Below are 13404 nucleotides of genomic sequence, written 5' to 3' on the forward strand. Positions count from 1 at the left end.
GCCAATCGCTTCGCACGATCGGCTGGAGCGCGCTCAGAACGTTTCAGCGGCGCGCCCCCTTCACCCGTACCGCCATCTCGGCCGGCAGATCCTGCAATTGCGCACGCAGCTTCGGCAGCACACGCTGTCGCAGCAACTCATCCAGCGTCAGATCCGGATAGCCGAGCGCGCTCAGATAGTCCGCGATGAACGGTCGCGGCCGTGCCTCTGCATCGGCATCGAGTTCCTGGTAGCAGCAGCGCGCCAGGTAAAGCGCGGCCACGTTGGCGCGCACCTCGACCGGGACCTTGTGCGGGGGCGTGAATTCGGGATAGAGGCTGTAGGCGATGCTCTTACAGAGGATATCGGGCAGGTTCCAGCTGCGCATCAGCTCGGAACCCATCGCGGCCGAATCCAATGTATCGAACAGCTCGCTGAGCCCCGCGTTGTAGGTCTTGAGCAACTCGATGACGACCAGCCCGATATCGTACAGGATACCCAAGGTCGCGACCTCGGCCGGCCTGGCGACCTGCAGCGACTCGGACAGCACGAAGGCGATCCGCGAGACCTCGATCGCACGCCGATGGAGTTCATCGAAGAACGGCGTGTCGGGAAGGCTCTGGCGCATGCTCTCGGACATGATGACCTGATAGACCGTGTTGTGACCCATCAGGACAATGGCATGGCTGATGTTGGTGATCTTGTGGCTGAAGCCGAACAGCGGGCTGTTCACCACCCGCAGCAAGGTGCTGGTCAGGGAAGGATCCATGGTGACCAGTTCGACGATCTCGTTCTTGGTGGTCCGCTCGTCGAGCATCTTGTTGAGCAGGGTGATACTGGAGACCGGCAGCGCCTTTACCTTGCTGAACAGCTGTTTGACGGCCGGCGACTGGGCGAAACTGCCGCTGGACCGGGTGCGGGCCTCGAAGAGCAGATCGATGAAGGATTCCTGCCGGGAGGCGAACGCGTCGACCGCGTGGCGCAAGCGCGTCAGGCGTTCACGATTGGATTGCTCCATGCGACGGTGCAGATATCCCGTCAACTCATCACCGACCGCCGTCAGCAGACGGGTGTCGAGAATCAGCAGCAAGGTCGAGGCACGCGCAATGGCCGTGGCCTCATGGCGCGTCGGCTTCGCGAGATCCTGCTCGCAGATCCAGTCGCCCGGACCGAATTCCTCGACGAAGGTCGCCGACGCCTGTTTCACCTGCACGCAGCCGGTGAGTAGCAGATAGATCTGCTGCGCCCGTTCGCCGCTTTCAAACAAACGCTGCCCGGAAGAGAGCTTCGTCAATTCGGCCTGATTGAACAGACGCGCCAGATTCTGATTCGAAAGTCCGGGAAAGGCACCGATCTCCCCGGCCACTTTCATCGCCTTGGCCGGATCGACCTCTTGCCCGCCCGACTCGATTTCAACGCTCGCTCGACCCCGTCGCCAGAACATCTACCGCCCCCGTGACCTGAAACATCGATAACGTCTATGGAAAAATACGTCCGTTCACGCAATGGACGTCCTCCCACCGATAGACCGCGCGTTAAGACACACGCGATCTTAACGCGTCTTGGCAAACCTGAAGCAGGAAGCGAACTCACTGGACGCGATCGGCAGAGTCAACCATGATCGGCGTCCCAAACATCATCGACGCGACTCCCCCTTCGATGCTATGAACCATTGGCTATTCAAATCGGAACCCGAGACCTTCGGTATCGACGATCTGGCCGCGCGTGCGGATCGGACCGAACCCTGGGATGGCGTGCGTAACTATCAGGTGCGCAACATGCTGCGCGACGATATCCGTCCCGGCGATCGCATCTTCTTCTATCACTCGAACTGCAAGGTGCCAGGTGTGGTCGGCCTAGCCGAGGTCGCAAGTCCGCCCCGTCCGGATCCCACCGCCTTCGATCCCGAGGCCAAGTATTTCGATCCCAAGAGCGACCCGGATCGTCCGCGCTGGTACCTGGTCGACGTGCGCTATATACGCCATCTCAAACGCACCATCACGCTCGCAGAACTCAAGCAGTACGCCGACGGTCCGCTGGAGGATCTGCCGCTGGTACGCAAAGGCAATCGGCTCTCGATCATGCCGCTCACCGAAACGCAGTGGAACTTCATCCTCGCACTGGAATGAACAGCGACCGATCTACAGCTACATAAGCCGCGTCACTTGCCCCTCATCCAGGCCCAACATCTGGACTCCGACCTTGAGTCCCTGATCGGCAAAACTGTCGATATCACCCCACCGATCGTCGGTGTCCAGCAAGTCCGACATGAGCTCGCCGATGACGCGCAGCCTATAGGCCCCGTCGGCGCGCTCGGCGGGCGGCGTCTGCTCGGCGCAGACATAGAGCACCGGCTCGGTCTGCCCTTGCGGAACGAAGGCCAGGATATAGCGATAGAAGGTTGGCGTGTCGGCCTCGATCTCGCCGAGCAGTACCGCTGTATGGTTGCCGATGCTATAGCGGCGCTTTGGAATGGCGGTTTTGATTTCTGGGCGCTTTTGCATGATCAGCCTCTGATTGGTTGATGTTTAAAAATGTTGAACTGGCATAAAATGCTTCATTGCTTGAAAATCGATCGCACAGATCGGGAATGATGGGCTGCGGAGTCGCGCCAGCAGACCGCTCGATGCACCATCAGTCGCTGCCGGCCCCATAGTCGCAGGTGACCTCCTCGTCCCGAAAGATCGCGCGCCTGGCATAGAGGTCAAAACCATCGAATTCGGCATTGGGATCGCCGCTGTGATTGACCCAGCGCAGCAGGTTGGTCCCTGCCCGGCCGACGACCTCACCGCTCTCGGCATCGCACACCCAGAGGACATGAGGACCGTCCTCATCCACCAGCGGCCCGATGAAGGTGCCGATCAGATCGCCCAACTCGAAGCCCCAGCGCGCGAAGCACCCTCGACCGTGAATCGGCGAGGGTGCTACATAGAGCCGAACGGACAGCGGGTCGGGTGCCCTCCCCTGTTGCTTCACTGCCCGCGCCATGGTCAGCCTCGCTTGGCCTTGGAAAAGGCGTCGGCCATGGCGCCTCCAGCGGGCGCCGGAGCCGTCGTCGGCTGCCCCTGGGTGCGGTCACGGCCTGGCCTATTCTGCGATGGCGGCTTCCCGGTGCGTCCCTGAGGGCGCTCGGATCGCTCACCGGGCGGAGCGGATTCGCCCAGACGCATACTCAGCGCGATACGCTTGCGGTCCAGATCCACCTCCAGCACCTTGACCTTGACCAGATCGCCCGACTTGACCACCTCGTGCGGATCCTTGACGAAGCGGTCGGCCAGCACCGAGATGTGCACCAGTCCGTCCTGATGGACGCCGATGTCGACGAAGGCGCCGAAGTTGGTGACGTTGGTGACCGTGCCCTCCAGGATCATGTCCGGCTCGAGGTCCTTCAGCGTCTCGACGCCCTCCTTGAACTGGGCGGTCTTGAACTCGGGGCGCGGATCGCGTCCCGGCTTCTCCAGCTCGGAGAGGATGTCCTTGACCGTCGGCAGACCGAATTGCTCGTCGGTGAACTGCTTCGGATCGAGCCGGCGCAGCGTGGCCGTATCGCCGATCAGGCTGCGGATGTCCTTGCCGGTGAACTCGGCGATGCGTCGCACCACCGGATAGGCCTCCGGATGCACCGCCGAGCCGTCGAGCGGCTCGTCCCCGTCCGGCACGCGCAGGAATCCGGCGCTCAGCTGGAAGGCCTTTTCGCCGAAGCGCGACACCCCCATCAGCTTCTTGCGGTTGGCGAAGGCGCCGTTGGTCTCTCGGAACTGGACGATATTCTCGGCCAGACTGCGGTTGAGCCCGGAGACCTGGGTCAGCAGGGGCACCGAGGCGGTGTTCAGATCGACGCCGACGGCGTTCACGCAGTCCTCGACCACGGCGTCGAGGGTGCGGGCCAGCCGGGTCTGGTTGACGTCGTGCTGGTACTGGCCGACGCCGATCGCCTTGGGCTCGATCTTGACCAGCTCGGCGAGCGGATCCTGCAGCCGGCGGGCGATGGAGACGGCGCCGCGCAGCGAGACGTCCATCCCGGGCAGCTCCTTGGAGGCGAATTCGGAGGCCGAGTAGACCGAGGCGCCCGCCTCGCTCACCACCAGCGAGCGCAGACCCAGCTCGGGATGGCGCTGGATCAGCTCGCGGGCGAGCTTGTCGGTCTCGCGCGAGGCGGTGCCGTTGCCGATGCTGATCAGCTTGACCGCGTGCGCCTTGGCCAGAACGGCGAGCTTGGTGATCGAGGCGTCCCACTGGTTCTTGGGCGCGTGCGGATAGATGGTGTCGGTCGCGGCCACCTTGCCCGTGGCATCGACCACGGCGACCTTGACCCCGGTGCGCAGACCCGGATCCAGCCCCAGGGTCGGCAGACGCCCGGCGGGCGCGGCGAGCAGCAGGGCCTTGAGGTTGAGGCCGAAGACGCGGATCGCCTCCTCCTCCGCCGCCTCCATCAGACGGTTCTTCAGTTCCAGATCGAGCCGGGTCATGAGCTTGATGCGCCAGGTCTTGCGCACCGTCTCGGCCAGCCAGTCGTCGGCCGGCCGGCCCTGATGCCGGATCTCGAAACGGGAGGCGACCATGCCCCGGCAGACCGCGTCCGGATCCTCGCCCTCGCCCGCCAGCAGCTCCAGGCTCAGCACGCCCTGGTTGCGGCCGCGGAACAGGGCCAGTGCGCGATGCGAAGGGATCTTGGCGATGGCCTCGCGATAGTCGAAATAGTCCGAGAACTTGTTGCCCTCCTGCTCCTTGCCGTCCATCACCTTGGACACCAGGATGCCGTTCTCCCAGAGATGGTCGCGCAGCCGGCCGGTCAGCTCCGGATCCTCGGCGAAGCGCTCCATCAGGATCTGGCGCGCGCCCTCCAGTGCGGCGGCGGCATCGGCCACGCCCTTCGCTGCGTCCACGAATTCGGCGGCGGCCGTCTCGGGCGTCTGGGAGGGATCGGCAAGCAGCGTATCGGCCAGGGGCTCCAGTCCCGCCTCGCGGGCGATCTGGGCCTTGGTGCGGCGCTTGGGCTTGTAGGGGAGATAGAGGTCCTCGAGCCGCTGCTTGGTGTCGGCGGACGCGATCTCGGCCTGGAGCTCGGGTGTCAGCTTGCCCTGCTCCTCGATGCTCTTGAGCACGGCCACGCGGCGCTCGCCCAGTTCGCGCAGATAGCCGAGCCGTTCCTCGAGATGACGCAGTTGGGTGTCGTCGAGACCGCCGGTGACCTCCTTGCGATAGCGGGCGATGAATGGCACGGTGGCGCCTTCGTCGAGCAGCCGGACGGCCGCCTCGACTTGGGCCGGCCGGGCCGAGAGTTCCTGACTGATCGTCTCGATGAGATTGCTCATGGGGCTACTGATATCCGAATGATATGGGGCCATGGAACGCGCTGAATCGGGTTCGAAGGCGACGAAGTGGGAATGTTGGGGTTCGCGGGAGGTTCCCGCAAAGATAGGTCAATCCGGTCGGGTCAATCGAGACGACAGGCGTCGCCGTAGACAGCCATGATGTCCTTCAGCTCGCGCAGCAGTTGTGCGCGCTCCGACGGACCGAGCCCCCTGGCCTCGGGCAGATCGTCTCCAGATTGCAGCGCGACGATGTCGCGGCGAACCTGAAGGCAGCCCTTCTGGCAAATCGCCTCGACGCAAGCCTCGACAGAGGAATGATCCAGGACCGTCACGAGCCACTCGACTTCAGATTGCGGGAGGATCAGATTATAAGAAGATGACGATTGGGGTCAAAGCCAAGCTGAATCCTTGGCATGATCGGGCGCAAACCGCGCCTAACCGACCGAGTTACCCCAACCAACCGGACAGTACGCCTTCACCTTGATTACGTGCGCCGATCTGGCGCCGAGCAGCGAGCGACCATGACCGACATGATTCGATGGCAAGCTCCCGAGGAACGCCCGACCCGTTCGGGGGACTTCATCCATCTCTGGAGAATCCGCGCAGACGACAGCGGGATGGCGTTGGACGACTGTATCTACCTGCTCGGCACGCGCCAGCGCGAGCGCGCCGATCGGATGCGGCATGCGGCCTATCGCGAGCGATATATCCGCGCTCAGGCCGGTCTTCGCCTGGTTCTGAGCCGCTATCTGGACGCCGCTCCCGACTCGATCCGCTTCAGCCATGGACCGGCCGGTAAGCCGTTCGTCGAGGCGGCGAATCCCATCGCGTTCAACCTGACGACGACCGGCGATCTGGCCCTGGTCGCGATCTGTGCCGGAAACAGCCCCGACTCGGACATCGGGGTGGATTGCGAATGGATTCGTCCCCGGATCGATATCCACGCCGTCGCCCGGCGCATGTTCGCACCCGAGGTCGTGGAGGCACTCGCCGAGCTGCCCGAAACCGAACGTCTGGAGCGCTTCTATCGCAGCTGGACCGCCTTGGAAGCCGACGCCAAATGCGACGGACGCGGTCTCTTCCGTCCGCGCGCGCCTGGAGCCAAGCCGCCACAGGTGCTGCACTGCGTCCCCGAGTCCGGCTATGTGGCGGCGATCGCCCGCACGCATCTGCCGGCATTGGAGACCTGGTCGACCTTCGACCTGACGTCGGTCTGATTTCCTCGCCCCTGGGATATACTCGCGCCCCTCATCCTCTTGGAGCATCCGCGTGGAAGCGACTCAGATCCTCATCCTTTCGCTCGTCCAGGGCATCACCGAATTCCTGCCCATCTCCAGCTCGGGACATCTCGTCCTCACGCCGCTGCTGTTCGGCTTCGATCTGCAGAGCCTGGCGTTCGACGTCTCGGTGCATCTCGGCACCCTCGCCGCCGTCATGATCTATTTCCGCAAGGAAATCGCGCGGATGACGCTGGCCGTTCTACGCTCGCTCGGGACACGCCGACTGGACGATCGCGACGCTCGGCTCGGCTGGATGATCGTCATCGCCACCATCCCGGTCGTGCTGCTCGGTCTCCCACTCAAATCGGTGCTGGAAATGCTGCGCCAGGACGACACCCTGATCGCCCTGGTGATCGCCGGAACCACCATCGGATTCGGACTGCTACTCTGGCTGGCCGACTGGCGCAGCACGCGCAGCCGCGACGAATACAGCCTCAACTGGCGCGACGCCTTTTTCATCGGCAGCATGCAGGCGATCGCCATCATCCCCGGCACCTCGCGCTCCGGCATCACCATCACCGCCGGACTCATGCTCGGACTCGATCGCAAGGCGACCTCCCGCTTCTCGTTTCTGCTCTCCATACCGACCATCATCATGGCCGGATTGCTGGAGAGCATCGATCTCGTGCAGGCGGTCGAGCCGGTCGACTGGACCGCGCTGCTCATCGGCGCCCAGTTCTCCTTCCTGGTCGCCTATCTCACCATCCACTTCTTCCTCCACTTCATCGAGCGCATCAGCATGCTGCCGTTCGTGCTGTACCGCTTACTGCTCGGCGGGTTGATCCTCTTCCTGGTGCTTTAGACTCGCGCCCGCTCAGCGATAGACCGGGAACCGCTGCGTCAGCATCGCCACGCGCTCGCGGACCTGAGCGATGCGCGCGGCGTCTCCTGGCGCGTCGAGCAGGTCCGCGATCAGGTTGCCGACGAGCCGAGCCTCATCCTCGCCGAAACCGCGCGTCGTCATGGCCGGGGTCCCGAGACGGATGCCGGAGGTGACGAAGGGCTTCTCGGGGTCGTTGGGGATGGCGTTCTTGTTGACGGTGATGTGCGCCTCGCCGAGCAGACGCTCGGCCTCCTTGCCGGTGAGCCCTTTCGCGCGCAGGTCGACGAGCATCACATGGCTCTCGGTGCGACCGGAGACGATGCGCAGACCGCGCTCGATCAGGGTCTCGGCCAGCACGGACGCGTTCGTCACGACCTGCTGCTGATACGCCTTGAACTCGGGCGTCATCGCCTCTTTGAAGGCGACGGCCTTGCCGGCGATGACGTGCATCAGCGGACCGCCCTGGATGCCGGGGAAGATGGCCGAGTTGATGGCCTTGGCATGTTCCTCGCGCATCAGGATGACGCCGCCGCGCGGACCGCGCAGGCTCTTGTGCGTGGTGGTGGTGACGAAGTCGGCGTGCGGCACCGGACTCGGATAGACGCCCGCCGCGATCAGGCCCGCGTAATGCGCCATGTCGACCATGAAATAGGCGCCGATCTCTTTGGCCACGCGGGCGATGCGCGCGAAGTCGATGCGCAGCGCGAAGGCCGAGGCGCCGGCGATGATGAGCTTCGGACGATGCTCGCGCGCCTGCTGCTCCAGCGCCTCGTAATCGATGTCCTCTTGGGCGTTCAGGCCATAGCTGACCACCTTGAACCACTTGCCGCTCATGTTGAGCCCCATGCCGTGGGTCAGATGCCCGCCCTCGGCCAGACTCATACCCATGATGGTGTCGCCGGGCTTCAGCACGGCGAAGAAGACGCCCTGGTTGGCCTGCGAGCCGGAGTTGGGCTGCACATTGGCCGCCTCGGCGCCGAACAGCGCCTTCACCCGATCGATCGCAAGCTGCTCGACCACGTCGACATACTCGCAACCGCCGTAATAGCGCTTGCCGGGATAACCTTCGGCATATTTGTTGGTGAGCTGCGAGCCCTGAGCGGCCATCACCGCCGGCGAGGTGTAGTTCTCGGAGGCGATCAGCTCGATGTGATCCTCCTGGCGCTGGTTCTCCTGCTCGATAACGGCGGAAAGCTCGGGGTCGATACGGTCGAGTCTGTATTGGGTGCGATCAAACATGTTCGTTCTCGGGGAGAGTTGGAACCGCAAAGGCGCAAAGAGCGCAAAGGGATTGGATGAGTCGTGTCGATGGGCGCCGTCACCCGAGCCGATGACTCGAACCGGGCGACATGCTCCATCAACCCCTTCCTCATTCTTTGCGCCCTTCGCGCCTTTGCGGTTCAAAGATAAAGAATCAGCCCAAGCTCGCCCGCAGGGTCTTGGCCGCCGAGACCATGTTGGTCAGGGCCGGGATCACCTCGTCCCATTGGCGGGTCTTGAGGCCGCAGTCCGGGTTGACCCACAGACGCTCGGCCGGGATGCGCTCGGCGGCCTTGCGCATGAGCTGAACCATGTGTTCCTCGGTCGGGATGTTGGGCGAATGGATGTCGTAGACGCCCGGTCCGATCTCGTTGGGATATTTGAAGTCGTCGAAGGCGTCGAGCAGCTCCATGTCGGAGCGCGAGGTCTCGATCGTGATGGCATCGGCATCCATGTCGGCGATCGCGGCGATGATGTCGTTGAACTCCGAGTAGCACATATGGGTGTGAATCTGGGTCTCGTCCGCCACACCGTTGGCGGTGATGCGGAAGCTCTCGACCGCCCAGTCGAGATACGCGCCCCATTGCGACTTGCGCAGCGGCAAACCCTCACGCAGCGCCGCCTCGTCGATCTGGATCAGTCGCACGCCGGCCCGCTCCAGGTCCAGCACCTCCTCGCGGATCGCCAAGGCCAACTGCTGGCATGAGACCGAGCGCGGCTGGTCGTCGCGCACGAAGGACCAGTTGAGGATGGTCACCGGACCGGTGAGCATACCCTTCATCGGCTTGGTCGTCAGGGACTGAGCATAGGTGATCCAGTCCACCGTCATCGCCTTCGGACGGCTGATGTCGCCGAAGAGGATCGGCGGCTTGACGCAGCGCGAGCCGTAGGACTGCACCCAGCCGAACTGGCTGAAGGCGTAACCGTCGAGCTGCTCGCCGAAATACTCGACCATGTCGTTGCGCTCGGCCTCGCCATGCACCAAGACGTCCAGACCGAGCGCCTCCTGTTCGCGCACGCAACGTGCGATCTCGGCGCGCATGATCTCGACGTAGGCCGCCTCCTCGATCTCGCCCGATTTGAACTGGCGGCGCGCCTGACGGATCTCGCCCGTCTGCGGGAAGGAGCCGATGGTGGTGGTGGGGAACCTGGGCAGATTGAGCCGTGCGGCCTGCTTGTCGGCGCGCTCCGAGTAGGGGCTCTTGCGTCGACCCAACTCGGCGTCGATCTTGGCGAGCGCGGCCTTGACCTCGGGATTGTTGACGCGCGGCGAGCTGCGGCGCGCCTCGATCGCCGCACGGTTGGCGGCCAGCTCGGACTGGACCACATGACGCCCCTGGTTGAGCGCGGTCGCCAGGATGCGCAGCTCATCGAGCTTCTGCTTGGCGAAGGCGAGCCAGGATCGGACCTCACTATCGAGCGTCTGCTCGCTGTCCAGGTCCACCGGCACATGCAGCAGCGAGCAGGAGGGTGCGATCCAGAGACGCTCGCCGAGTTGCAGCTGGATCGGCTCCAGCCAGTCGAGCACCGCGTTCAGATCGGTCTTCCAGATGTTGCGGCCGTCGATCACGCCCAGCGACAGGATCTTGCTGGAAGGCAGCAGGTTCAGCAGCGGAACCAGGTCATCGCGTCCTCGGACGACGTCGATGTGCAGACCGGCCACCGGCAGATTGGCGACCAGATAGCGTTGATCCTGGAGCTCGCCGAAATAGGTCGCCAGCAGCAGCTTGACCGGCGCGCCCTTGAGCTCGTGATAGGCGATCTCGAAGGCATGACGCCAGGGCTCCTCGAGCTCGGTAACCAGGATGGGCTCGTCGATCTGAACCCACTCGACACCGTTCGCAGCCAGCGTATTCAGCAGTTCGGCATAGACGGGCAGCAGACGATCCAGCAACGCCAGACGATCGGAACCGTCCTTGGTCTTGCCGAGCGCGAGATAGGTCACCGGACCGATGATGACGGGCTTGGCCCGCACGCCCTGAGCCTTGGCCTCGGCCAGTTGCTCCAGCAGACGCGAAGCGTCGAGCCTGAACACCGTGTCGGCGGTGAATTCCGGGACGATGTAGTGATAGTTGGTGTCGAACCACTTGGTCATCTCACCGGCCGCGACACCGCATCCGCACTGCCCCTCGTCCGCGACCGACGCCGAGCGTCCGCGTGCCACACGGAAATAGTTGTCGAGCACATCCCCCTCGAAGCCACGCACGCGCTCGGGCAGATTGCCCAGGGTAAAGCTCATATCCAGCATCTGGTCGTAGAAGGCGAAATCGCCGACCGGCGCCAGATCCAGCGCAGACTGCGCCTGCCAATGACGTCCACGCAGCTCGGCCCCCACCGCCTTGAGCGCGTCGAGCGAGGACTGGCCCTTCCAGTAGGACTCCAGTGCGAACTTCAATTCCCGCTTGGCGCCGATACGGGGAAAGCCGAGGTTGTGCGTGATCGCCATGTCGAGTGTCCTTGATGGATGAAAGATGGCGCCATTCTCGTCGGCTCGAAACATGAATGAAAATGGTATTATTTCATCAAAAAATGAACACCATTCATGAGAAACTCGTCGCATGGCCCACATTGAACGCAGCCACCTTGCCATCGTCCGCGCCGTCGACCAGTGCGGCTCGCTCACCGCCGCAGCCGAAAAGCTGCACCTCACCCAGTCCGCCCTGAGCCACGCGATCCGCAAGCTGGAGAATCAGCTCGGCGTGGCGATCTGGTCTCGCGAGGGCCGCAGCCTGCGCCCCACCCAGGCCGGCGACTATCTACTGGGAGTGGCCAACCGGCTGATCCCCCAGCTCTCGCACGCCGAGGAACGCCTGAGACAGTTCGCCCTGGGCGAACGCGGCACGCTGCGTATCGGCATGGAATGCCACCCCTGCTACGAATGGCTGTTGAAGGTGGTCTCGCCCTATCTCGCGGCCTGGCCCGACGTGGATGTGGACGTGAAGCAGGAATTCCAGTTCGGCGGAATCGGCGCGCTCTTCGGCTACGAAATCGACATGCTGGTGACGCCCGATCCGCTCCATAAACAGGGTCTGCGGTTCGAGCCCGTCTTCGACTACGAGCAGGTCCTGGTGGTCGGTCCGCGCCATCGGCTGCGCGGCACCGAGTTCGCGCGACCAGAACAGATCGCCGACGAGACCCTCATCACCTACCCGGTCCCCATCGAGCGGCTCGACATCTACACCCGCTTTCTGCTCCCCGCCGGTATCCGCCCGAAACGCCACAAACCCATCGAAACGACCGACATCATGCTGCAGATGGTCGCCAGCGGCCGAGGCGTCGCAGCCCTGCCCCGCTGGCTGGTGGACGAATACGCCGGCAAGCTCGACGTCATCGCAGTACGGCTCGGCGCACAGGGAGTCGACAAACAGATCTTCCTCGGCTTCCGAGACAGCGATGCCGAGATCGATTATCTACGCGCCTTCGTCGAACTGGCACGACTGCATCGCAATGGGATGGGGTGATTGAAATGGGATTTGGCACCAAGGGCAGCACAAGAATAGCTCCGTCGAGACAGATAATCACACGGGACGTAATATTTAAGTTATAGCGCAATTGAAGTACAGCAAGATTCGGGTCGACAGTAGTCGTTCTATCCTCCTAGCATAGCCCCTTTCGGGCAGGTGCCCTTTTATAATGCGCAACGCTAGTAGGAACGACCAATGACTACACTTGCTAACAAAGTTGCTATCGTTACTGGCGCCAGCACCGGCATTGGCTACGCAACCGCAAAGCTTTTTGCGAAAGAAGGTGCTGCCGTCGTGGTGGCTGCAAGGCGACAAAAGGAGCTTAATTACCTTGCGTGCTCAATCAACGCGGAAGGCGGTCAGGCACTGGCATTAGCGGGCGACGTCGGTGATGAGGCTTTTGCCAAAGCTTTGGTAAATAAGGCGGTAAGTCACTTTGGCGGATTGGATATCGCTTTCAACAATGCGGCTATCCTGGGCGCTATGGGTCCTGTTCCGGAGATGTCGCAAACGGATTGGAATCAGGTTATTGCTACGAACTTAACCAGCGCATTTTTGGGCGCAAAGTACCAACTGCCCGCTATGGCTGCCCGAAAAGGAGGTTCGTTAATTTTCACCTCTACCTTCGTTGGTTACACCGCAGGTATGCCAGGCATGGCTGCCTACGCAGCCAGTAAGGCTGGCCTTATTGGATTGACTCAAGTGCTGGCGTCAGAGCATGGACCTCAGAATATCCGGGTCAATGCCCTTCTGCCCGGTGGTACTGATACGCCCGTGGGACGCGAATTTGCCAATACGCCGGAAGCATTGGCGTTTGTGCATAACCTACATGCTCTCAAGCGTATGGCGACACCAGATGAAATTGCTCAATCCGCACTGTACTTAGCATCCGATGCCTCCAGTTTCACAACTGGTTCTGCGATGTTGGTAGATGGCGGTATATCCATAAATCGTGTCTGAGAGGCCGCGCCATGTCGGACTATGACCGAATCGCAAGCGCTATGGCCTATTTGGTTGATAGGGCAGTGGATCAGCCCAGCCTTGAAGAGATAGCCGCCCATGTGCATTTGAGTCCGTATCACTTTCAAAGGCTGTTTTGTCGGTGGGCGGGTACTACGCCGAAGCGCTTTTTACAGGTCCTGACATTGGAACGGGGCAAAGTGTTGCTGGAGAATTCTCATTCCTTGCTCGAAGTTTCACATGAACTTGGGTTAAGTGCATCTCATTACACACAACTTCATAATTCATGAGATTCCCTGGCGAATTTAATCCCGGCAGCCACG

General features: G+C 62.5%; 13 protein-coding genes. 6 read left to right on the forward strand and 7 right to left on the reverse strand.

Going from position 1 to position 13404, the window contains the following annotated elements:
* Positions 1 to 43 precede the first annotated feature (43 nt).
* Positions 44 to 1423, reverse strand: coding sequence for an HDOD domain-containing protein (locus tag ACFSJC_RS16175; protein ID WP_386028193.1), 1380 nt, complete (start codon positions 1421 to 1423; stop codon positions 44 to 46).
* Positions 1424 to 1643: 220 nt separating this feature from the next.
* Between ACFSJC_RS16175 and ACFSJC_RS16180 the strand changes: the two genes are divergently transcribed.
* Positions 1644 to 2108: an EVE domain-containing protein gene (locus ACFSJC_RS16180; protein ID WP_386028194.1), complete on the forward strand. Its 465-nt coding sequence runs from the start codon at positions 1644 to 1646 to the stop codon at positions 2106 to 2108.
* Positions 2109 to 2126: 18 nt separating this feature from the next.
* Here the strand turns inward: ACFSJC_RS16180 and ACFSJC_RS16185 are convergent, their stop codons facing one another.
* The 4 genes from ACFSJC_RS16185 to ACFSJC_RS16200 all read right to left on the reverse strand — a co-directional run bounded on the left by ACFSJC_RS16185 (position 2127) and on the right by ACFSJC_RS16200 (position 5626).
* Positions 2127 to 2483, reverse strand: a complete 357-nt coding sequence (locus ACFSJC_RS16185; RefSeq protein WP_386028196.1) for a hypothetical protein — start codon at positions 2481 to 2483, stop codon at positions 2127 to 2129.
* Positions 2484 to 2613: 130 nt separating this feature from the next.
* Positions 2614 to 2967, reverse strand: coding sequence for an SET domain-containing protein (locus tag ACFSJC_RS16190; protein ID WP_386028197.1), 354 nt, complete (start codon positions 2965 to 2967; stop codon positions 2614 to 2616).
* Between the two features lie 2 nt (positions 2968 to 2969).
* Positions 2970 to 5294, reverse strand: coding sequence for a Tex family protein (locus tag ACFSJC_RS16195; protein ID WP_386028199.1), 2325 nt, complete (start codon positions 5292 to 5294; stop codon positions 2970 to 2972).
* Between the two features lie 122 nt (positions 5295 to 5416).
* Entirely contained in the window at positions 5417 to 5626 is a 210-nt protein-coding gene (locus ACFSJC_RS16200) for a hypothetical protein (protein ID WP_386028200.1), read from the reverse strand.
* A 189-nt stretch (positions 5627 to 5815) separates the two neighbouring features.
* Between ACFSJC_RS16200 and ACFSJC_RS16205 the strand changes: the two genes are divergently transcribed.
* Together ACFSJC_RS16205 and ACFSJC_RS16210 are read left to right on the forward strand one after the other, a co-directional pair.
* Positions 5816 to 6511, forward strand: coding sequence for a 4'-phosphopantetheinyl transferase family protein (locus tag ACFSJC_RS16205; RefSeq protein WP_386028202.1), 696 nt, complete (start codon positions 5816 to 5818; stop codon positions 6509 to 6511).
* Between the two features lie 52 nt (positions 6512 to 6563).
* On the forward strand, positions 6564 to 7376 hold the full coding sequence (locus ACFSJC_RS16210; RefSeq protein WP_386028204.1) for an undecaprenyl-diphosphate phosphatase: 813 nt from the start codon (positions 6564 to 6566) through the stop codon (positions 7374 to 7376).
* Positions 7377 to 7388: 12 nt separating this feature from the next.
* Here the strand turns inward: ACFSJC_RS16210 and glyA are convergent, their stop codons facing one another.
* Both glyA and metE read right to left on the reverse strand, forming a co-directional pair.
* A complete protein-coding gene (gene glyA, locus ACFSJC_RS16215; RefSeq protein WP_386028206.1) occupies positions 7389 to 8636 on the reverse strand; it encodes a serine hydroxymethyltransferase in 1248 nt (415 codons plus the stop codon).
* 175 nt (positions 8637 to 8811) lie between these two features.
* Positions 8812 to 11103: a 5-methyltetrahydropteroyltriglutamate--homocysteine S-methyltransferase gene (metE, locus tag ACFSJC_RS16220; RefSeq protein ID WP_386028208.1), complete on the reverse strand. Its 2292-nt coding sequence runs from the start codon at positions 11101 to 11103 to the stop codon at positions 8812 to 8814.
* A 112-nt stretch (positions 11104 to 11215) separates the two neighbouring features.
* On the opposite strand from metE, the gene ACFSJC_RS16225 reads away from it, so the two are divergent.
* The 3 genes from ACFSJC_RS16225 to ACFSJC_RS16235 all read left to right on the forward strand — a co-directional run bounded on the left by ACFSJC_RS16225 (position 11216) and on the right by ACFSJC_RS16235 (position 13371).
* Entirely contained in the window at positions 11216 to 12118 is a 903-nt protein-coding gene (locus tag ACFSJC_RS16225) for a LysR family transcriptional regulator (protein ID WP_386028210.1), read from the forward strand.
* A 198-nt stretch (positions 12119 to 12316) separates the two neighbouring features.
* Positions 12317 to 13081, forward strand: a complete 765-nt coding sequence (locus tag ACFSJC_RS16230; protein ID WP_386028211.1) for an SDR family oxidoreductase — start codon at positions 12317 to 12319, stop codon at positions 13079 to 13081.
* Between the two features lie 41 nt (positions 13082 to 13122).
* Positions 13123 to 13371, forward strand: coding sequence for an AraC family transcriptional regulator (locus tag ACFSJC_RS16235; protein ID WP_386028216.1), 249 nt, complete (start codon positions 13123 to 13125; stop codon positions 13369 to 13371).
* Positions 13372 to 13404: the final 33 nt, after the last annotated feature.

This window comes from Thiorhodococcus fuscus, from assembly GCF_042682685.1.
Lineage (GTDB): Bacteria > Pseudomonadota > Gammaproteobacteria > Chromatiales > Chromatiaceae > Imhoffiella > Imhoffiella fuscus.